The following is a 19,449-nucleotide window of genomic DNA, read 5'->3' as shown; positions in this document are numbered from 1 at the left end:
GTGGTCAGCCGATGCCGAAGCGGTGCTCGGTCGCGCTGGCGAACACCTCGCCGGGGCGCAGCACGGTCGACGCAAACGCCTGCCTGTTCGGCGCGTCGGGAAAGTGCTGCGTCTCCAGGCACAGGCCGTCGCCCTGGCGCAGGCTCGCGCCCGCGCTGCCGAGCAGGCTGCCGTCGAGGAAGTTGCCCGAATAGAACTGCACGCCGGGCTCGGTCGTGTGCACGTCCATCACGCGGCCCGAGGCCTCGTGGGCGAGGCGCGCCGCAAACGCCAGGCCCGTGCCGCTGCGATCGAGCACCCAGTTGTGGTCGTAGCCATGCGCGCGCAGCAGCTGCTCGTGCCCTTCGCGGATGCGCGCGCCGATGCGCGTCGGCGTGCGGAAATCGAAAGGCGTGCCGGCCACCTCGCCCAGCCCGAGCGGAATGAGCGTGGCATCCACCGGGCAGTAGCGGCTCGCGGGCAGCGTCAGCACATGGTCCATCACCGAGCCGCTGCCGGCGAGGTTGAAGTAGTCGTGGTGGCTCAGGTTCAGCACCGTGGGCCGGTCGGTGGTGGCGCGGTAGTCGATGCGCCAGGTGTTGGCCGTGGCACTCAAGGTGTAGCGCACCGTCAGCTGCACCTCGCCGGGGTAGCCCTCTTCGCCGTCGGCGCTGGTGTAGCGCAGTTCGAGAGCGAGTTCATGCGGCACCGGCACGATCTCCCAGTAGCGCTTGCCGAAGCCCGTGGCGCCGCCGTGCAGCGTGTTCACGCCGTCGTTCAGGCCCAGCTGGTGAGCGGTGCCATCGAGCGTGAAGCGGCCCGCCGCGATGCGGTTCGCGTAGCGGCCGACGATAGTGCCGAAGTGCGGGTGCGGCTTCAGGTAGTCATCGAGCGAGGGCAGGCCAAGCACCACGTTGGCGCTGCGCCCCTGCCGGTCGGGCACATGCAGCGCGGTGACGATGCCGCCGAGGTTGATGGCGCTCAGCCGCAGGCCGTGGCCGTTGTCGAGCGTGTATTCGGTGACGGGGCTGCCGTCGGGCATGGCGCCGAAGGGGCGCGAAGTGAGGGGTTCGATCATCGGGCTTGCGACTGCAGCGCCTCGCGCGCGCACTGCGATGCGGTGCGCAGGCCGATGCGGTCTTTCAGGTCGTGGAAGGTCGGTGGCTCGGCGTCGTGCGTCATCACCTCGACGCGGTGGCCCGCCTTGCCCACCGCGTCGGCAAAGCGCTGCTGCAGCGCGAACGGCGTGTTGCGGTCGCCGGGATTGCCGATGAGCACGATGCGCCGCTGCGGGTCGCGCGGGATGCCGGCCACATGGTCCAGCGGGTCGTAGACCTGCGCGCTGCCCGTGGTGTCGGTGCGCCCGTTCTTCGAGCGGCCGAGCAGCCGCGCGCGCTCCAGCAGGTCGAAGGCGCCCGAGGTGAGCACCGCGCAGGCCACGCGCGTGCGCCCGAGCGTGAGCAGCGCGGCGCCGGCCGTGGCGCCGCCGCTGTGGCCGAAGAGCACCACGCGCTGCAGCCGGTGGCGCTGCATCAGCGCTTCGAGCGCCGCATCGAGCGCATGGAACTCCACCGCCTCGCGCCGCTGGCGGTGGTCGCCCGACGAGCCGTAGGTGCCGGGGCGCGCCATGAAGATCCACGGCATGCCCGCGCGGTCGCTCGCGGCCTGCGCGTCGAGCGTGCGCAGCGGTTCGGTGTTGCCGGGAATGCGCGTGGGCGACAGGTTCATCACGCTGTCGCGGTCGCCCGAGAACTGCACGATGGCGATGCGCGCGTCGTCGATGTCGCGGCTCGCGAAGTAGCGGATGCACGACGGCCCCTCGACCGCCTGCACCCAGAGAAAGCCCGGGCGGTCGGGGCAGTTGGCACGCACGGCGGGCTGGTTCCAGTGCAGCAGCGCGCCCTCGGCCGACGCGGAGGCCGCCGGCTCGCGCGGCGCTGCGGCCTTCGGCGCATCGGCACGCTGCGCGCAGGCCGTCTGCACGAGGGCAAGGAGCACACAGGCCAGGCGCACGCGGGGGCTCATAGCTTCTGCAGCAGTTCGGAGATGAGGCCGAAGTCCGACTGCTGGCGGTCGCCCTTCACCAGCACCAGGTCGCCGTCGCGCAGGAATTCGCCGAGGTAGCCGGTGAGCTGCGCGGCGTCTTCGAAGTGCGGGCCGAGCAGCTCGGCCGGCACCTCCTCGCGCAGCCAGCGCATCTCGGCGCCGTGCGTCACGAGGTGCTGGATGCCCGAGGCCAGCAGCGGCGCGGCCAGGCTTCGGTGCATCGCTTCGGCTTCCTTGTCGAGGTTGATGATGCGCCCGAGCACGCCGATCTTGCGCGTCACCGGCCCGTGCGCCGCATGCTGGCAGGTGCGCACGAACTCCATCGCGTTGCGCATCGACATGACCTCGGCGTTCCAGCTGTCGTCGATCAGCGTGGCCTGCACGCCGCCCTGCGTGCGCAGCGGGCGCAGCTGCATCACCGAGGCCGGCAGGCGCACGAAAGGCATGCGCGCGCACGCGGCCTCGGCATCGAAGCCCAGCGCCAGCAGCGCCGCGAAGGCCAGCGCCGAATTGCGCACCAGCCCGGCGCTCGCGATCGGGAACAGGTACTCGACCGTGCGCCCCGGCAGCGCGATGCGCACACGGCAGCCGCCGTCGGGCTCGGGCCGCGTGTCGACGATGCGGATGTTGGCGTCGGGGCTGCTGCCCACCACCCAGATGGCGCCCGCCGTGCGCGCGGCCGCCCGCACCACCTCCATCAGGCAGGGGATGTGGTCGGGCACGATGGCCACGCCGCCGGGCTCCAGCCCGAGGAAGATGCGCGACTTGAACTCGGCCGTCTGTTCGAGCGTGGCGGTCTGGCGGGTCTGCGACAGGCCGATCTCGGTGAGGATGGCCACGTGCGGGCGCGCCACGAGCGAGATCGGGCCGCGGTCCATCCACAGCGCGCTCTGCGCCATCTCGAGCACGCACACGTCGGCGTCGGCCGCGAGGTTGGCCAGCATCGCCGGCACGCCGACGCGCGAGTTGTAGTTGTCGATGGTGGTGTGCACGCGCGCCGCCTCGGGCAGCAGGTCGCGCAGCATGGCGATGGTGGACGACTTGCCGACGGTGCCGGTCACGCCCACCACGCGCCCCTTGAAGCGCGCACGCGCGGCCACGCCGAGGTCGATCATGGCGCGGATCGGGTCCTCCACCTGCAGCAGCGGGAACGACGGGTCGAGACCGTCCACCGGGTGCGCGACCACGGCGCCCGCGAGCGCGTTCTGCAGCACGGGCACGTCTTCGTGGCGGTCGGGGTTGTCGGCGCGCGGCTTGCTGTAGTTCTCGTGTTTGGCGAGCGTGCGGTAGTCGGACGCGATGAACAGCGCCGGCTTCGGCAGCCGCGCCATGTGCGTCGGCCCGCGCACCACCGCGTTGACGAACCAACCCGGCGGCGGCGGCACCAGCCACTGCCCGCCGGTGACGCGCTGCAGGTCGTCGGCGGTCCACACGGGCGACGCCTGCGGCGTTGCCCCAGGGCGCAGCGCCGCGAGCACGGGCGCGGGGCGCTCGGGCAGCGGCGTCGGAAACTTCGGCACGCGCAGGCCGCACCACACGGGCAGCCGGCGCGCGCCCGGCAGGTCCGGCATGCTGCCGCGCACGCGCACCTCGATCTGCAGCGCGTCGTTCTCGAGCAGGCCCAGGCGCGGCGCGCGCAGGCCGTAGCGGTCGCGGTAGATGCGCCCCGGCGTCCAGCGGCTGGTGGGCCACATCCAGTCGCAGGGGTCGTGGTCCATGGCCTCGCCCCAGGCCGGCATGGTGGTGCTGCGCATCGGCAGCGCGCGGAACTGCACGCGCAGGTCGGCGCTCACGGGCGCATCGGCAGTCCAGAACGACTCGACCCACAGCAGGCGCCGCCCGATGATCTGCGTCGGCGCGAGGCGGATGCCCACGAGGCGCAGCGGGCCGAACTGCAGCGGGCGAATCCTGGCGTCCTCGGGCACGGCATCGACCGACCACTCGGGCCGGGGCGCGAGCACGGGGCCGACCAGCGCGGGCGGGCGCAAGGCCGACAGCGGCGCCAGCGGCGGGCGCCCGGCCGGCGCGGTGCGTTCGGGCGGCGACAGCTGCAGCGCGCAGCGGCCATCAGGCCGCGCCGTCATCTCGGTGCCGAGCGCGCGGCACAGTTCAGCGAAGCGCGCGCTGGCGGCTTCGGCCGCCTCACCCGCGAGCTGCTGCGAGAAACCGAAGCCCACGCCCACCGGCGTGAACACCACCTCTTCCACGCCATGCGGTCCCAGGCGCAGCGAGAACACGCCGGAGTCCGCGAGGTCGTTGCGGATGGCGTCGAACAGCAGGTCGCCCGCATCGTGCAGGATCGGCCGGCCCTGGTGCACCTCGATGCCCTGCAGCACGTGGGCCGAGGTGCCGAGCACCGCGTCGGCGCCGGCTTCGACGATGGCATGGCCGACGGCGATCTCGGCGCGCGAGGGCGCGGTTTCCAGGTTCTCGCCCCAGTGCACCGCCACCAGCACCACGTCGGCCTCCTGGCGTGCGGCGGCGATGCGCGGCGCGAGCGTGGCGCGCCAAGCCGCCGGGTCGTCGAGCGACAGCCAGGCCGCGCCGGGGCGCTGCGCGGTGGCGGCGAAGCGCGGCTGCGTGGCGTCGAGCGAGAACAGCGCGACGCGCAGCCCACCGGCTTGCCGGAAGGCGGGGCGCAGCGCCGAGTCGAGATCAGGCCCCGTACCGGCGAACGCGATGGCGGCGGCGTTGAGCAGCCCGTGCTGCTCCAGCAGCGCCTCGGGGCCGTAGTCGCCGCTGTGGTTGTTGGCCGTGGCGACCATGTCGATGCCGGCCTCGGTCAGCACCGCGAGCATCTCGGGGCGCGCACGGTAGTAATAAGGGCCGCCCTCGTCCTTCTCGACGCCCTGCTCGCCCGTGGTGGCGACCACGCACTCGAGGTTCACGATGCGCAGGTCGGCCTCGCGCAGCGCGGCGATGTCGCCCAGCATGCGGGCGGGGCCGCCGAGGTCGTGCATGCGGTAGTGCTGACGCCGGCCCAGGTTGACGTCGCCGCCCCACAGCACGATGCCCTCGGCGCCGCGCGGTGCGGCGGGCTCGGCCGTGGCCTGCGTGAGCTGCGCGCTTTGCTGCTGCGCCTCGCGCGCTTCGAGCAGGCGGTGGTAGGCCACATAGCCCGACAGGTAGTGCTCCACGTCGTCGATGCGCACGCGGAAGCTGTGGTGCTTGATGAAGAACGAGCCCGCGATGCGGTCGGGATGGCGGAAGAACATCGCCAGCTCGGGCCAGAAGTGGCCGTTGGCGAGGTAGCGCGCGCGGTGCTCCAGCGCACGGTCGAACTTGTGGCGATCAAGCCCCGCGAGCAGCGGGCGCAGGGCAGGGTCGGCTTCGAGCCGCAGCACCATCTCGCGCGCGGCCATCATCAGCTCGAGCAGCGTGGGGAAGGTGGTGATGCGCTCGAGCACGAAGTCCAGGTGGCCCGCCATGTTCTGCAGGCCGAACTGGTAGTAGCGCGTCTCGGGCTTGAAGCGCGTGAGTTCGTTGACGCAGTAGCTCAGCCAGTGGTCGTGCGCGCGCCAATGGCCCGCGGCGATGAAATGCTCGAAGGCCTTCTCGACCACCGCGAGCCAGCGCGCGTCGCGCGTGAGGCCGTACAGCCGCATCAGCCCGAAGGCCGCTTCGCCGTCGTAATAGATGATGCGGTAGGGCTCCTTTACGTCGAGCCCCGGGTGGTTGAGCACGTGCACGAAGCGCCCGGTCTCGGGGTCCTGCATCGAGCGGATGCCCAGCGCGAGCTGCTCCATCAGCGGCTGGTACTGCGCATCGCCGGTGAGCTCGGTGTACTTCACCAGCGCCAGCAGGCACACGGCGTTGCCGCCGAGCTTGATCTCGTTGCCGATGTCGACCAGGAACGCGGCCTGCGTGCCGTCGGCCAGCGTGGCGCGGCGGATCAGCCGCTGGCTCAGGAAGGCCAGCGCGCGGTCGATGGCGGCCTTCTGCACGTCGTCGCTGCGCGTGAGCTCCCAGCCTTCGAGCATGGCGTAGGTGGAGCTGGCGTGGCGCAGCGTGTTGTAGGTGGGAATCGCGCGATCGAAGCAGGGGAACCAGCCGTAGTGGAACTCGCCCGTGGGCTTGACCTGCTCGGCCAGGTAGTCGCTCGCCGAATCGACCAGCGTGCGCACCTGCGCGGCGTTCCAGTCGGTGAGCGTGCGAAAGCCCGCGGCCTGCCCTTCGGCCGTGAGCGGCCAGGCGCCCTCGGCATCGACGTACACGGCGCGCGTGGTGAAGCACCACACGGGCGCGGCGTCGTCGGTGGGAAAGTCGCGCTCGTCGCCGAAGCGGCGCTTGGTGTGCGTGCGCAGGTTGCCGTTGTTGGGCTCCGCGTGGTCGACCGTGCCGTTGTAGAGCACGGCACTGCCGTGCATCTCCTGCGCGAGCAGCGCGGTCTCGAAGCACGCGTCGAGCGCGATGCCTTCGTTGAAGTAGTTGCGCTTGGTCTGCGCCAGCCGCGCCTTCAGTTCGCCCCAGGTCATGGGCGTGGCGTGCTCGACGATCTCCGCGCGCAGCCGTTGCGCAGGCCGTTCGGCGCGCTTCGCCTTCACCGCCAGCGCCTCGGCGGCGGCCTGCCACGCAGCCTCGGTGTCGGGGCCGCGGCCCATGACGACGCGGGCGCGGCTTTCGCCCTCGCCCATCGCGAGGAACACCACACAGCCGGCCTCGTCGGTGGCGGGCGGGGCCGGGGGCAGCGCCCCGTCCGGGGTGGCCAGGGCCTGTCTGGCGCGGTTCAACAGATCGGCGAGGGGGACGGGAGCTTGGTGAGTCATGCGCCGCGAATGATGACAGGCCACGGCGCGGCCTGCCACTGCGGAAATCCGGGGCGCACCAGGTCCGGGTCAGACCCGGGTCAGGCCCAGGCGTCGAACACCGCGCCGCGCACGGCCTCGACCGCCGCCGATCGCTGGCCGCCGGCCGGCGCGATCCAGCACAGCCAGGTGTGTGAGCGCCAACCGTTCCAGATCTTCAGTTCGCCCTGGCGCTCGCCCTGCTCGGCCTGGTCCAGCCGCATCAGGCCCGCGCCCATGCCGCTGGCGACCATGCTGCGGATGGCGCTCTCGCCGTCGGCGGTGACGCCCTGGCGGTAGTCGCGCCCGGCCGAGGCGAACAGCTTTTCGAGGTGCGCGCGCAGGATGCACGAGGGCGGCGTGCCGACCCAGGTCAGGTCGGTGAGCTGCTCGAGCGTGAGCTCGGGGTGCGCCTGCGCCACCGCCAGCGGCAGGCCCACGGCCAGGTCGACCACGCCCAGGCGCCGCAGCTCGAAGCCTTCGAGCCGCTCGGCATCGCTGAGCACATAGGCGCAGTCGAGTTCGCCGCGCTGCACGGCCGCCAGGGTTTCGTACGACAGCCCCTGCTTGAGCTGCAGCGTGACCTGCGGATGCTGCTGCGCCAGCGTGACCAGCACGCTGCCCAGGCGCAGCGCCACCGGATCGACCACCGTGCCGAAGCGCACCACGCCCTGCGCCGCGCCGCGCAGCTGGTCGGCGGCCGACTGCATGCGCATCGCCGAGGCCAGCGTGCGCTCGGCCTCTTCGAGCAGGCGCTGGCCGGCCGCGGTGGGCGACATGCCGCGCGGCGTGCGCTCGAACAGGCGCACGCCGAGTTCGTCTTCGAGCGCCTTGAGCTGCGCGCTGGCGGCCGGGGCGCTGGTGAACACGCGTTCGGCGGCGCGGGTCAGGTTGCCCTCCTTCGCGATGGCGACGAAGGTCTTCAGTTGGTACAGCTCCATGACCGCGGATTGTGAGCGCGTGCGACGCAGTCGTCCGTTCGCTTTTTCGGAAGCCCCTGTCCAAAGAAACGAATGGCCTTCGCGGCGGCCCGTCCCCATCCTTCAGGCCACGCACTCCCCTGTTTCCTTGAAAGGTTTTCCCGTGTCCTCCCCTCCCTCACGCCTGCCGGGCATCGCGGCCCTGCTCTTCGCCACCGCCAGCTGGGGCAGCCTGTTCCTCGTCGGCAAGGGCGTGCTGCAGCACGTGGCGCCGGTGTGGCTCACGCTCATCCGCTACACCCTGTCGGCGCTGGTGTTCGCCGCGCTGCTCGGCCTGCGCGGCAGCGGCGGCTGGCACAAGCTGCGGCAGCATGCGGTGCCGCTGGCGCTGCACGGCTTTGCGGGCTTCGGCGTGTTCAGCATCCTGCTGTTCGTCGGGCTCTCGCACTCGGTGCCCTCGCACGGCGCGGTGCTGATCGCCACCACGCCGATCACCACGCAGCTGCTGCGCTGGTGGCTCGACGGCGTGCGCCCGACGCGCACGACGCTGCTGACCGCCGCGCTGGCGCTGGCCGGCGTGGCGACGGTGGCCGGGCTGCTGTCGCCCGGTGGCGCAGGCCTGTCGCACGACACGCTGCTGGGCGACGCCATCGCCTTCGTCGGCACGCTGGGCTGGGTCGTCTACACGCGCGGCGCGACGCGCTTTCCGACGCTGGACACGGTGGACTACACCGCGCTCACGGTGCTGGCCTCATGGCCGCTGCTGCTGGCCGTGGCGGTGGGCATGACCGCGCTGGGCGCCTCGCCCGCGCCCGACGCGCAGGGGCTGCGCCTGTCGTGGCAGGTGCTGCTGTACGTGGGGCTGGTGCCGTCGGCGCTCGCGGTGCTGGCCTTCAACCACGGCGTGCGCGCGCTCGGCGCGGTCACGGGCACAGCCTTCCTGAACTTCGTGCCGGTGTCGGCGCTGCTGATGGGCGTGGCGCTGGGCAAGCCGCCCGCGACCCACGAGATCGTCGGCGTGGCGATGGTGGTGGTGGCGCTGCTGCTGCACGTGGCGGCAGCGAAGCGCGCGGCGACGCCGGTGGCCCCGGTTCGCGTGCCGGCGCCGGGTCAGCGCACCTGCGGCGTCACGCCATGAGCATCGCTCAGCCCTCGGCGCGGCTGCGCCGGAAGATCGCGTAGTTGCCGTTCGCCATCCCCACGAGCACCTCGCCCACGTACAGCCGCGATTCCAGGTTGGCGACGGTGCGCCCGCGGTTGAGCAGCGTGGTCCTGCAGACGACCTGGCCTTCGAACACGGGCTTGAAGTAGTTCATCTTGATCTCGATGGTGGCGCAGATCTCGCCCGCCTCGAGCGTGGGGTACAGCGCCGTGCCCATACCCGTGTCGGCCAGCGCATAGAGCACGGCGCCGTGCACGACCTCGTGCGGGTTCAGGTGCTGCGGCGCGACGACCAGCGTCATGGTGCTGGCGCCGGCGGTGGCTTGCTCGCAGTGCAGGTCGATCAGTTCGGCGAAGGGGTGTTTCATGGCGACGGGAAATGAACGGACCGGCCGACTGTAGACCGCACGGCCGTCAGTCGCCGAGCGCGCGATAGAAGTAGGTGGTGCCGCACGGCGTGCCGTCGGGCAGCAGCGCGTAGCCGGGGATGGTGCCCACGCGCAGCCAGCCGCAGCGGGTGTACAGCCGCTCGGCCTCGGGGCTGGAGGTGTCGAGCACCAGCAGGGTCTTGCCGTGGTCGCGCGCGCGCTGTTCGGCGCCCTTCATCAGCAGCGCGCCGAGGCCGTGGCGGCGTGCGCGGCGGTGCACCAGCATCTTCGCGACCTCGCCGCGGTGCGGCTGGTTCTCGGGCTGCGCCAGCACCAGCTGCACGGTGCCGACGATGCCTGCGTCGTCCTCGGCCACGAGCAACTCGCGCTCGCCGCGCGCCACGCCGTCGGCCACGTGGCGCCAGAAGGCCCGTGCGCGTTCGGGCGTGAGCGGCTGCATGAAGCTCACCGAGGCGCCGCCCTCGACGCAATCGATGAGCACGTCGGCCAGCGCGTTCAGCTCGGCCTCGCTGACGGAAGAAAGGGCGCGCAGGCGCGGGGTGGTGGCAGCAGTCATGGTCATTTCCGGTTGGCGTGAGAAGGCGCGCTGGTGATGACGACCGCGTAGCGCGCCGTCTCGCGGGTGGGGTTGAAGTAGCTCGTCGGCTGGTCGAGCACGAGCGCGAGGCAGTCGCCCGCTTCGAGCCGGTGTTGCTGGTCGCCGACCGCGAGTTCGATGCAGCCTTCGAGCACCCACACCTGCTGGTGGATGCGCGGCTCGCGCGCGCCGGTTTCGTAGGCCACGCGCGCGCCGGGCGGAAACAGCACCTCGACGATCTGGATCGGCGAGGCGTCGCCGCCGGCCGAGACGTTGCGGCGCAGGTAGCCCGAATGCGGATCGCGCCATTCGAGCTGGTCGGCGCGGCGCGACACCGGGCTGGCGGCCGGCGCGTCGGACTCGAACAGCGAGGCCAGCGGCACGCCCAGGCCGGTCGCGAGTTTTTCGAGCAGCACGGCCGTCGGACTGCTCTCTCCGCGCTCGATCAGAGAGATCATGGAGCGGCTGACGCCGCAGTGCGTGGCCAGGGCGTCGAGCGAGAGATCGCGCGCGGCGCGCAGGGCGCGCACGCGCTGGGCGATGCGGTCGTTGAGGCTAGGGGTCGAAGCTGATTCTTCTTTCATATTGGATGAAATATCCAATGAAATAGAAATTCAGTCAACCCCAGGCTGAAAGCTGGCCGTCTCGGCCGCAGAGACTTGCTCGTCAAAGTGACTGTTCTTTGGAGAAATATTCATGCCAATCGCTGAAATCATCCAACACATCACCACCACCGACGCACCATGAGCGCCAACGATCCCGCCCCCCTGCCCTCGGCCTTCGCCACCTTCGCGGACGGCCCCGCCGCGCCGTCCGCGCTGCGCGCCCGCATCACGGCCGCCTGCCGGCCACCCGAATCGGAGGCGCTGGCACCGCTGCTCGCGCAAGCCCGGCTGCCGGCTGAGCAGGCCGCCGAAGCCCACGCCCTGGCCCATCGCATCGCCCACCAGCTGCGCCAGCGCAAGCACGGCGGCGGCCGCTCGGGCCTCGTGCAGGGCCTGCTGCAGGAATACGCGCTGTCGTCGCAGGAAGGCGTGGCGCTGATGTGCCTGGCCGAGGCGCTGCTGCGCATTCCCGATGCCGACACGCGCGACGCGCTCATCCGCGACAAGATCGCCCAGGGCCAGTGGCAGGCGCACGCGGGGCACAGCCCGTCGGTGTTCGTCAACGCCGCCACCTGGGGCTTGCTGCTCACCGGCAGGCTGGTGGCCACGCACAGCGAGACGGGCCTGTCGGCCACGCTCACGCGGCTGATCGGCAAGGGCGGCGAGCCGCTGATCCGCAAGGGCGTGGACATGGCGATGCGCATGATGGGCGAGCAGTTCGTCACCGGCGAAACCATCGCCCAGGCGCTGGCGCATGCGCGCACGCTCGAGGCGCAGGGCTTTCGCTATTCGTACGACATGCTCGGCGAGGCCGCGCTCACGGCCGACGATGCGCGCCGCTACCGCGCCGCGTACGAAGACGCCATCCACGCCATCGGCCGCGCCTCGAACGGGCGCGGCGTGTACGGCGGGCCGGGCATCTCGATCAAGCTGTCGGCGCTGCACCCGCGCTACAGCCGCGCGCAGTACACGCGCGTGATGGCCGAGCTGTACCCGGTGCTGCGCGACCTGGCGCTGCTGGCGCTGCATTACGACATCGGCCTGAACATCGACGCCGAAGAAGCCGACCGGCTCGAGCTCTCGCTCGACCTGCTGGAGCGCCTGTGCTTCGAGCCCGCGCTGGCGGGTTGGCAGGGCATCGGCTTCGTGGTGCAGGGTTACCAGAAGCGCTGCCCCTTCGTGATCGACTGGGTGATCGACCTCGCGCGCCGCAGCGGCCACCGGCTCATGGTGCGCCTCGTGAAGGGCGCCTACTGGGACAGCGAGATCAAGCGCGCGCAGCTCGACGGGCTCGCGGGCTACCCGGTCTACACGCGCAAGGCCTACACCGACGTGTCGTACCTCGCGTGCGCGCGCCGCCTGCTCGATGCGCCCGACGCGGTGTACCCGCAGTTCGCCACGCACAACGCCCACACGCTGGCCGCGATCTACACGATGGCCGACCCGTCGCGCTACACGCCGGGCCAGTACGAGTTCCAGTGCCTGCACGGCATGGGCGAGCCGCTGTACGAGCAGGTGGTGGGCCCGCTCGGGCGGCCCTGCCGCATCTACGCGCCGGTGGGCACGCACGAGACGCTGCTGGCCTACCTGGTGCGGCGGCTGCTGGAGAACGGCGCCAACACCTCGTTCGTGAACCGCATCGCCGATGCGTCGATTCCGCTCGACACGCTGGTGGAAGACCCGGTCGCGACCGTCGAGCGCATGGCTGCGCAGGAAGGCGCGATGGGCCTGCCGCACACGGCCATTCCATTGCCGGCCGCACTCTACGGCGCGCAGCGCGCGAACTCGCAGGGCCTGGACCTCGCGAGCGAAGCCACGCTGCATGCGCTCGCCGCCACGCTGCGGGCCAGCGCGGCCGAGCCGTGGCGCGCGACGCCGATGCTCGCCGCGCCACGCGCCGAAGACGAAGCCAGTCGCACCTGGGCCGAGGTGCGCAACCCCGCCGACCGCCGGGACCTCGTCGGCCAGGTGCAGGACGCGGCGCCGGGCGACGTGGCCTCGGCCATTGCGCAGGCCGAAGCCGTCGCCGCGGCGTGGGCCGCCACGCCGCCCGCCGAACGCGCCGCCGCGCTCGAGCGCGCCGCCGCATCGCTCGAAGCGCAGCAGCCGCGCCTGCTGGGCCTCCTGATGCGCGAGGCCGGCAAGAGCGGCGCCAACGCCATCGCCGAGGTGCGCGAGGCGGTCGACTTCCTGCGCTACTACGCGGCGCAGGCGCGCACCGACTTCGCCAACGCCACGCACCGCCCGCTCGGGCCGGTGGTGTGCATCAGCCCGTGGAACTTTCCGCTCGCGATCTTCACCGGCCAGGTGGCCGCGGCGCTCGCGGCCGGCAACCCCGTGCTGGCCAAGCCGGCCGAGCAGACGCCGCTGGTCGCGGCCGAAGCGGTGCGCGTGCTGTGGGAAGCCGGCGTGCCGCGCGCGGCGGTGCAGCTGCTGCCGGGGCGCGGCGAGACCGTCGGCGCCGCGCTGGTCGGCGACGCGCGCGTGCAGGGCGTGATGTTCACGGGCTCGACCGAGGTCGCGCGCCTGCTGCAGAAGACGCTGTCGACGCGCCTCGGTGCGCACGGCGCGCCGGTGCCGCTGATCGCCGAGACCGGCGGGCAGAACGCGATGATCGTCGACTCCTCCGCGCTCGTGGAGCAGGTGGTGGCCGACGTGATGGCCTCGGCCTTCGACAGCGCCGGCCAGCGCTGCTCGGCGCTGCGCGTGCTGTGCGTGCAGGAAGAAGCGGCCGACCGCCTCGTGGCGATGCTGCAGGGCGCGATGGCCGAGAGCTGCATCGGCAACCCCGCGCGGCTCGCGGTGGACGTGGGCCCGGTCATCGACGACGAGGCGCGCGACGGCATCGAGCGCCACATCGCCGGCATGCGCGGGCGCGGCCGGCGCGTGTTCCGCCAGGGCCGCGAGTTCGGCCACGACACGCGCCACGGCACCTTCGTGCTGCCCACGCTGGTCGAGCTGGAACACCTGGGCGAGCTGCAGCGCGAGGTGTTCGGCCCCGTGCTGCACCTGCTGCGCTACCGCCGCCGCGACCTGGGCGCGCTCATCGGCCAGATCAACGGCAGCGGCTACGGCCTCACGCTGGGCGTGCACACGCGCATCGACGAGACCATTGCGCAGGTGGTGGCGCAGGCGCAGGCGGGCAACGTCTACGTGAACCGCAACATGGTCGGCGCCGTGGTGGGCGTGCAGCCCTTCGGCGGCGAAGGGCTGTCGGGCACCGGGCCGAAGGCCGGCGGGCCGCTGTACATGGCGCGCCTGCTGTCGGCGCGGCCCGACGATGTGCTGGCGCGCGCCGTGGCGGGCGACGCACCCGTCTCACCATCGGCCGGCCTCGCGGCGCTCGAAGGCTGGGCGCGCGACACGGGCCGCGACGCGCTGGCCGCGCAGTGCCGCCGCTTCGCGGGCCTGGCCCACGTCGGCCGCGCACGCACGCTGGCCGGCCCGACCGGCGAGCGCAACGTCTACACGCTGCAGCCGCGCGAGGCCGTGCTGTGCCTCGCGGATGCGGAAGCCGACCGGCTCGTGCAACTGGCGGCCGTGCTCTCGGTCGGCAGCACCGCCATCTGGCCCGCCGATGCGCCCGGCGCGCACGCGCTGCTGGCCGCGCTGCCCGACGAGGCGCGCCACGCGGTCGTGCTCGCCAACGACTGGCGCGCGCCCACCGTGGTCTTCGATGCCGTGCTGCACCACGGCGACGCCGGCCACCTTGCCAGCGTGCTGCAGCAGGTGGCGGCGCGGCCCGGCCCCCTCGTCGGCGTGCGCGGCTTCGCGCCGGGCGACACCGGCATCCCGCTCGAAAGCCTGGTGCTGGAGCGCGCGCTGAGCGTCAACACGGCCGCGGCGGGTGGCAATGCGAGCCTGATGACGATTGGTTGAAAGGGCTTATTTGTCGAACGCCGGGTCGATCGGCACGCGGTAGCCGTTGACCAGCCGGTTCGTCTCGTTCGCCATGCCGACCACGGCCATCAGTTCGGCGAACATGGCCGGCGTCATGCCGGCCTTTTCCGCGCCCGCGTGGTGGCTCGCGATGCAATAGCCGCAGTTGTTGGTGACGCTCACCGCCAGATAGATCATTTCCTTCACCACCGGGTCGAGCGCGCCCGGCGCCATCACCTCCTTGAGGCTGGCCCAGGTGCGCTTGAGCGTGGCCGGGTCGTTGGCCAGGTACTTCCAGAAGTTGTTGACGTCGGGCACGTTGCGCGACGCCTTGATGTCGTCGAACACCGCGCGGACCTCGTCGGAAGCGGCGGCGTGCTCGATGGGCTGGGGTTTCATGCGATCTCCTGAAGTGTGAATGCGCGATGGAAAGCAACATTTGCTTTCGGTACCTTCACATTTATTGTGAATTAGGTCCTAGGTTCACGCGGCCTGCGGTTCATACAGTCGAAGCGTCACACATCAAGCGCGCCATCAGGCGCCATCTCAGGGAGAAGAGAGAACCATGGAACACGTCACACAGCACGTGGGGGGCGGTGCGCGCGCCGCATTCGTCTGCAAGAAGAAAACCCGAGGCATCGCGGGCGCCGTGCTCGCACTGGCCGCCGGCCTCGCGGGCCCGTCGGCCTGGGCCGATGTGAGCCTGGGCGGCACCAGCTACACCACAGGATCGGGCGCAGTGTGCAGTTCGGGCGGCGCCGGTCCCACGTGGGCCTGCCAGGTGCCCAACGGCAGCGGCGGCTTCGCGCTCATCACCGGCGTGCCGACCGACCCCGTGAACGGCGGCCCCGATGCCGCGGCCTTGCAAGGCATGGTGAGCGGCAACCTTGGCGGCGACGCGCTGCTGCTCGGCGGCACGGCCGCCAAGGCCACCGGCTTCGGCAGCGTGGCGGCGGGCTCCGACGCACGCGCCACCGAAACCTACGCCACCGCCATCGGCTCCACCACCGTGGCCGCGGGCGTCAGCAGCACGGCCGTGGGCAACGTGGCCCAGGCCTTCGGCACCAACGCCACCGCCATCGGCGCCAACAGCACGGCCGTGGCCACCAGCAGCGTCGCAGTGGGCGACCGCGCCACCGCGAGCGACATCAATTCGACCGCGCTCGGCGCCAACACGCAGGCGCGCAAGAAGAGCAGCCTCGCAGCCGGCGACAAGGCGATCGCCGACGGCATCAACGCCGCCGCGCTCGGCGCGAACACGCAGGCGCTGGCCGACAGCGCCGTGGCCGTGGGCGACCGCGCCACCGCGGGCGCCGAGTCGGCCGTGGCCATGGGCCGCCAGAGCACCGCATCGGCCGCCTCGGCCGTCGCCATCGGCACGGGCGCGACAGCGAGCGCCATCAACGGCGTGGCGCTGGGCGCCGGCGCTACCGCCGATCGTGCGGGCATGAACGGCCAGCAAGAGCGCTTCTCGAACGTCGCCGTGGGCTCCACGCAAGGCGCGGTTTCGGTCGGCAGCGCGGGCGGCGAACGGCAGATCACCAACGTGGCGGGCGGCACGCAGGCGACCGACGCGGTCAACGTGCGCCAGCTGCAGGCCGTGCAGGCCGGCGCGGTCAACTACGTGACCAACGTGGACGGCAGCGTGAACCACAACCAGATCGTGCTGGGCAACGGACAGGCACCCAACGGCACCACCGTGTCCAACGTGGCGCCCGGCGTGGCCGGCACCGACGCCGTGAACGTCAACCAGCTGAACGCCCAGGGCGCGCAGTGGCGCGACGCCATCCGCGTGAACCAGCGCGATGCCAACGCCGGCACCGCCGGTGCGATGGCCATGGCCGGCATGCCGCAGGCCTACATGCCGGGCAAGAACATGATCGCGGCCGGCATCGCCGGCTACGAGGGGCAGAGCGCTCTCGCGGTCGGCTTCTCGAGCATCTCGGACAACGGCAAGTGGGTGATGAAGTTCACCGGCTCGGCCAACTCGCGCGGCAAGGTCGGCGTCTCGGCCGGCGCGGGCTACCAGTGGTGAGCCGCATGAACCCCAGAACCGCCATCGCTCCAGGCCCCACGCATTCCTCCTTCATGACACGCACCTTTTTTCTGCCCACCGCCGCGCTGCTGGCCTTGCTCACCCTCGCCGGCTGCACCTCGTACGTGAGCCGCGGCCTCGACAACGACGGCAAGGCCACCGAACTCGTCTGGCCCGGCGCCGACCAGCAGCAGACCTGGCAGACCGAAGGCAGCTTTCCGAACCGCGAGAACCTGCGCGCCATCGGCCCCGGCGCCACCAAGGACCAGCTGTACGCGCTCATCGGTCGCCCGCACTTCGACGAAGGCATGGCCGCCGTGCGCGAGTGGGACTACGTCTTTCACTTCCGCTCGGGCGGCGGTGCGACGAGCTGCCGCTACAAGGTGATCTTCGACACGGCCTACAAGGCGCGCAGCTTCCACTGGAACCCGGCGATCTGCGCCGAGCTGGCCAAGGGCTGATCAGCCGCCCTGCGGCGGCTCCGGCCGTCGCCACAGCCACGCCAGCACGACCGCCATCGAGCCGATGGCGACGCCTGCGAGCCACGGCTTGTGCGCGGTCAACACGATGACGACCGCGCAGAACGCCATCGCCGCAGTGGCGCTCCACTTGGCGCGCCGGCTCACGGTGCGGCCGTTCTCCCAGTTGCGCAGCAGCGGCCCGAAGAGCCGGTGGTTCAGCAACCACCGGTGCAGCCGCGGCGAACTGCGCGCCGCGGCCCACGCGGCCATCAGCACGAAGACCGTGGTCGGCATGCCCGGCGCGACCACGCCGATGGCGGCCAGCACCAGGCACAGCGCGGCAAAGACCATCAGCAGCCAGCGCACGACCAGCGGCAACGGCCGGGGCTCCACGACAGCGGGCGGGTTCTGGGGGTCTTCGGCGGGGGTCACGGGCCGATTGTCTTTCTTTCTCTTTCACCGCACCGACGCGCTTGATTCAGATCAACCGCGCGCCGCTTTCGGCTGCCGATACTGGACTTTTACATCCACCTGCAAAGTTCTGAAGACCATGGCCCACCTTGTATGGAAGACCGAGCTCAATACGGGGATCCATGAGATCGACACGCAGCACCAGCGCATCGTGCAGTACATCAATGCGCTGGACGATGCCCGCCGCACGAACGACCGCCAGGTCGTGGGCCGGATCATCGAAGAGACCATCGACTACACCGCCTCGCACTTCGCGTTCGAGGAGGCCATGATCGAGGACGCGGGCTACCCCTTCACCGGCCCGCACCGGAAGGTGCACGAGATCTTCGTGCGCCGCGTCACCGAATTCCGCGCGCGCTTCGAGCACGGCGAAGAGGTGCTGGCCGAACTGCACGACATGCTCTCGCGCTGGCTGTTCAACCACATCCGCCATGAAGACGGTGCGTATGTGCCGACCGTGAAGGCGCACCTGCACACCACCGATTCATCGGCCGAAGTCCTCGTGCATGCGCAGGTGCGCAAGGCGGTGCAGCAAGGCGGCGCCGCGGGGCAGGTCAAGATGGGCTGGATGCGGCGCTTGTTCGGCGGGTGACGCGCCGCATCACTCCTCGACGAAAGCCTCTTCGCGCTTGGCCTTCACCGAAGGCAGCAGCACCACGATGAGCAGCAGCGCCGCGGCGGCCAGCAGCCCCGCCGACAGCGGGCGCATGACGAACACGCTCCAGTCGCCGCGCGACAGCAGCAGCGCGCGGCGCAGGTTCTCTTCCATCATCGGCCCGAGGATGAAGCCCAGCAGCAGCGGCGCGGGCTCGCACTTGAGCTTGAGGAACAGGTAGCCCACGATGCCGAAGATGGCGACCATCCACACGTCGAAGGTGTTGTTGTTCTCCGAGTACACGCCCACCGCGCAGAACAGCACGATCGATGGAAAGAGCCACTTGTAGGGAATGGTCAGCAGCTTGATCCAGATGCCGATCATCGGCAGGTTCAGCACGATGAGCATCAGGTTGCCGATCCACATCGAGGCGATGAGGCCCCAGAAGAGTTCCGGGTTGCTGGTCATCACCTGCGGGCCCGGCTGGATGTTGTGGATGGTCATGGCACCCACCATCAGCGCCATCACCGCGTTGGGCGGGATGCCCAGCGTCAGCAGCGGAATGAACGAGGTCTGCGCGCCGGCGTTGTTGGCCGACTCCGGTCCCGCCACGCCGCGGATGTTGCCCTTGCCGAAGGGCACCTCGCCCTGCTTGAGCTTGATGCGCTTCTCGATCGTGTAGGCCGCGAAGGCCGACAGCAGCGCGCCGCCGCCCGGCAGGATGCCCAGCGCCGAGCCCAGCGCCGTGCCGCGCAGCACGGCGGGCGTCATGCGCCGGAAGTCTTCCTTGGTGGGCCACAGGCCCTTGACCTTGGCGGTGAACACCTCGCGCTCATGCTCGGGCACGGCCAGGTTGGCAATGATCTCGCCGTAGCCGAACACGCCCATCGCGATCGCGATGAAGCCGATGCCGTCGGTCAGCTCGGGAATGTCGAAGTTGTAGCGCGCCACGCCCGAGTTGACGTCGGTGCCCACGAGCCCCAGCGCCAGCCCGAGCAGGATCATCGTGATCGCCTTGAGCAACGAGCCCGAGGCCAGCACCACGGCGCCGATCAGGCCCAGGATCATCAGCGAGAAGTATTCGGCCGGGCCGAACTTGAAAGCCAGCTCGGTCAGCGGCGGTGCGAAGGCCGCAAGGATCAAGGTGCCGACGCAGCCTGCAAAGAACGAGCCCAGGCCCGCCGCAGCGAGCGCCGGCCCGGCCCTCCCCTTGCGCGCCATCTGGTAGCCGTCGATCACGGTCACCACCGACGACGATTCACCCGGCAGGTTGACCAGAATGGCGGTGGTCGAACCGCCGTACTGCGCGCCGTAATAGATGCCGGCCAGCATGATCAGCGCTGACACGGGCGGCAGCGCGTAGGTGGCGGGCAGCAGCATCGCGATGGTGGCGACGGGGCCGATGCCCGGGAGCACGCCGATCAGCGTACCCAGCAGGCAGCCGACGAAGGCATAGACAAGGTTCTGCGCGGTGAAGGCCACGCCGAAGCCGATCGAGAGGTTGGTAATCAGGTCCATTGTTCTCTTGGATTTCTTGTTGTTCTGCG

Annotated in this window: 15 protein-coding genes; 5 read left to right on the top strand and 10 right to left on the bottom strand. The window is 71.1% G+C overall.

The features are described from left to right. Nucleotides 1–4: 4 nt before the first annotated feature. The 4 genes from ACAM42_RS05070 to ACAM42_RS05055 all read right to left on the bottom strand — a co-directional run bounded on the left by ACAM42_RS05070 (nt 5) and on the right by ACAM42_RS05055 (nt 7,750). Complete coding sequence (locus ACAM42_RS05070; protein WP_369631300.1) at nt 5–1,057, bottom strand: aldose epimerase family protein; 1,053 nt, start codon at nt 1,055–1,057, stop codon at nt 5–7. Further along, nucleotides 1,054–2,004: an alpha/beta hydrolase family protein gene (locus ACAM42_RS05065; RefSeq protein ID WP_369631299.1), complete on the bottom strand. Its 951-nt coding sequence runs from the start codon at nt 2,002–2,004 to the stop codon at nt 1,054–1,056. The genes ACAM42_RS05070 and ACAM42_RS05065 overlap by 4 nt, the downstream gene beginning before the upstream one ends. After that, on the bottom strand, nt 2,001–6,755 hold the full coding sequence (locus ACAM42_RS05060; protein ID WP_369631298.1) for a CapA family protein: 4,755 nt from the start codon (nt 6,753–6,755) through the stop codon (nt 2,001–2,003). Before ACAM42_RS05060 ends, ACAM42_RS05065 begins: the two co-directional genes overlap by 4 nt. Nucleotides 6,756–6,871: 116 nt before the next feature. Next, nucleotides 6,872–7,750: a LysR family transcriptional regulator gene (locus ACAM42_RS05055; RefSeq protein ID WP_369631297.1), complete on the bottom strand. Its 879-nt coding sequence runs from the start codon at nt 7,748–7,750 to the stop codon at nt 6,872–6,874. 142 nt (nt 7,751–7,892) lie between these two features. On the opposite strand from ACAM42_RS05055, the gene ACAM42_RS05050 reads away from it, so the two are divergent. Next, entirely contained in the window at nt 7,893–8,867 is a 975-nt protein-coding gene (locus ACAM42_RS05050; RefSeq protein WP_369631296.1) for a DMT family transporter, read from the top strand. A gap of 7 nt (nt 8,868–8,874) precedes the next feature. On the opposite strand, the gene ACAM42_RS05045 is transcribed toward ACAM42_RS05050, so the two are convergent. Genes ACAM42_RS05045 through ACAM42_RS05035 form a run of 3 tightly spaced genes read right to left on the bottom strand, consistent with a single transcriptional unit; the run spans nt 8,875 to nt 10,440 of the window. Then, complete coding sequence (locus tag ACAM42_RS05045; RefSeq protein ID WP_095743667.1) at nt 8,875–9,258, bottom strand: PaaI family thioesterase; 384 nt, start codon at nt 9,256–9,258, stop codon at nt 8,875–8,877. Between the two features lie 46 nt (nt 9,259–9,304). Next, nucleotides 9,305–9,841 (bottom strand): N-acetyltransferase family protein, encoded by a 537-nt coding sequence (locus tag ACAM42_RS05040; protein WP_369631295.1) that lies wholly within the window; start codon nt 9,839–9,841, stop codon nt 9,305–9,307. Beyond that, nucleotides 9,838–10,440 carry a helix-turn-helix domain-containing protein gene (locus tag ACAM42_RS05035; protein ID WP_369631294.1) on the bottom strand — a complete coding sequence of 201 codons (603 nt, stop codon included), beginning with the start codon at nt 10,438–10,440 and terminating at the stop codon, nt 9,838–9,840. The genes ACAM42_RS05040 and ACAM42_RS05035 overlap by 4 nt, the downstream gene beginning before the upstream one ends. Before the next feature lie 159 nt (nt 10,441–10,599). On the opposite strand from ACAM42_RS05035, the gene putA reads away from it, so the two are divergent. Then, nucleotides 10,600–14,340 carry a trifunctional transcriptional regulator/proline dehydrogenase/L-glutamate gamma-semialdehyde dehydrogenase gene (gene putA, locus ACAM42_RS05030; RefSeq protein ID WP_369631293.1) on the top strand — a complete coding sequence of 1,247 codons (3,741 nt, stop codon included), beginning with the start codon at nt 10,600–10,602 and terminating at the stop codon, nt 14,338–14,340. Between the two features lie 6 nt (nt 14,341–14,346). On the opposite strand, the gene ACAM42_RS05025 is transcribed toward putA, so the two are convergent. Then, nucleotides 14,347–14,739, bottom strand: coding sequence for a carboxymuconolactone decarboxylase family protein (locus ACAM42_RS05025; RefSeq protein ID WP_062481171.1), 393 nt, complete (start codon nt 14,737–14,739; stop codon nt 14,347–14,349). Between the two features lie 166 nt (nt 14,740–14,905). Here ACAM42_RS05025 and ACAM42_RS05020 point away from each other — a divergent pair, with 166 nt between their 5' ends. Both ACAM42_RS05020 and ACAM42_RS05015 read left to right on the top strand, forming a co-directional pair. After that, nucleotides 14,906–16,375 (top strand): YadA family autotransporter adhesin, encoded by a 1,470-nt coding sequence (locus ACAM42_RS05020; protein WP_369631292.1) that lies wholly within the window; start codon nt 14,906–14,908, stop codon nt 16,373–16,375. Nucleotides 16,376–16,428: 53 nt separating this feature from the next. Next, on the top strand, nt 16,429–16,836 hold the full coding sequence (locus ACAM42_RS05015; RefSeq protein WP_369631291.1) for an outer membrane protein assembly factor BamE: 408 nt from the start codon (nt 16,429–16,431) through the stop codon (nt 16,834–16,836). On the opposite strand, the gene ACAM42_RS05010 is transcribed toward ACAM42_RS05015, so the two are convergent. After that, nucleotides 16,837–17,187 (bottom strand): YbaN family protein, encoded by a 351-nt coding sequence (locus ACAM42_RS05010; RefSeq protein WP_082818310.1) that lies wholly within the window; start codon nt 17,185–17,187, stop codon nt 16,837–16,839. Between the two features lie 199 nt (nt 17,188–17,386). Between ACAM42_RS05010 and ACAM42_RS05005 the strand changes: the two genes are divergently transcribed. Continuing rightward, a complete protein-coding gene (locus ACAM42_RS05005; protein WP_070060061.1) occupies nt 17,387–17,899 on the top strand; it encodes a bacteriohemerythrin in 513 nt (170 codons plus the stop codon). Between the two features lie 9 nt (nt 17,900–17,908). Here ACAM42_RS05005 and ACAM42_RS05000 read toward each other — a convergent pair whose 3' ends face one another. Then, nucleotides 17,909–19,420, bottom strand: a complete 1,512-nt coding sequence (locus tag ACAM42_RS05000; RefSeq protein ID WP_369631290.1) for a tripartite tricarboxylate transporter permease — start codon at nt 19,418–19,420, stop codon at nt 17,909–17,911. Between the last annotated feature and the right edge of the window lie 29 nt (nt 19,421–19,449).

Origin of the sequence: Variovorax sp. V35 (assembly GCF_041154465.1) — a bacterium.
In the GTDB taxonomy this organism is placed as follows: domain Bacteria; phylum Pseudomonadota; class Gammaproteobacteria; order Burkholderiales; family Burkholderiaceae_C; genus Variovorax; species Variovorax boronicumulans.
Note: the sequence above shows the minus strand (reverse complement) of the source record. Positions and strands in the feature narration are given on the sequence as shown.

What these genes read in the sequence shown, in the direction of transcription:
- ACAM42_RS05070 (WP_369631300.1), bottom strand. Translation starts at nt 1,057, where the DNA reads ATGATCGAACCCCTCACTTCGCGCCCCTTCGGCGCCATGCCCGACGGC.
- ACAM42_RS05065 (WP_369631299.1), bottom strand. Translation starts at nt 2,004, where the DNA reads ATGAGCCCCCGCGTGCGCCTGGCCTGTGTGCTCCTTGCCCTCGTGCAG.
- ACAM42_RS05055 (WP_369631297.1), bottom strand. Translation starts at nt 7,750, where the DNA reads ATGGAGCTGTACCAACTGAAGACCTTCGTCGCCATCGCGAAGGAGGGC.
- ACAM42_RS05045 (WP_095743667.1), bottom strand. Translation starts at nt 9,258, where the DNA reads ATGAAACACCCCTTCGCCGAACTGATCGACCTGCACTGCGAGCAAGCC.
- ACAM42_RS05040 (WP_369631295.1), bottom strand. Translation starts at nt 9,841, where the DNA reads ATGACCATGACTGCTGCCACCACCCCGCGCCTGCGCGCCCTTTCTTCC.
- ACAM42_RS05035 (WP_369631294.1), bottom strand. Translation starts at nt 10,440, where the DNA reads ATGAAAGAAGAATCAGCTTCGACCCCTAGCCTCAACGACCGCATCGCC.
- putA (WP_369631293.1), top strand. Translation starts at nt 10,600, where the DNA reads ATGAGCGCCAACGATCCCGCCCCCCTGCCCTCGGCCTTCGCCACCTTC.
- ACAM42_RS05025 (WP_062481171.1), bottom strand. Translation starts at nt 14,739, where the DNA reads ATGAAACCCCAGCCCATCGAGCACGCCGCCGCTTCCGACGAGGTCCGC.
- ACAM42_RS05020 (WP_369631292.1), top strand. Translation starts at nt 14,906, where the DNA reads ATGGAACACGTCACACAGCACGTGGGGGGCGGTGCGCGCGCCGCATTC.
- ACAM42_RS05015 (WP_369631291.1), top strand. Translation starts at nt 16,429, where the DNA reads ATGACACGCACCTTTTTTCTGCCCACCGCCGCGCTGCTGGCCTTGCTC.
- ACAM42_RS05010 (WP_082818310.1), bottom strand. Translation starts at nt 17,187, where the DNA reads ATGGTCTTTGCCGCGCTGTGCCTGGTGCTGGCCGCCATCGGCGTGGTC.
- ACAM42_RS05005 (WP_070060061.1), top strand. Translation starts at nt 17,387, where the DNA reads ATGGCCCACCTTGTATGGAAGACCGAGCTCAATACGGGGATCCATGAG.
- ACAM42_RS05000 (WP_369631290.1), bottom strand. Translation starts at nt 19,420, where the DNA reads ATGGACCTGATTACCAACCTCTCGATCGGCTTCGGCGTGGCCTTCACC.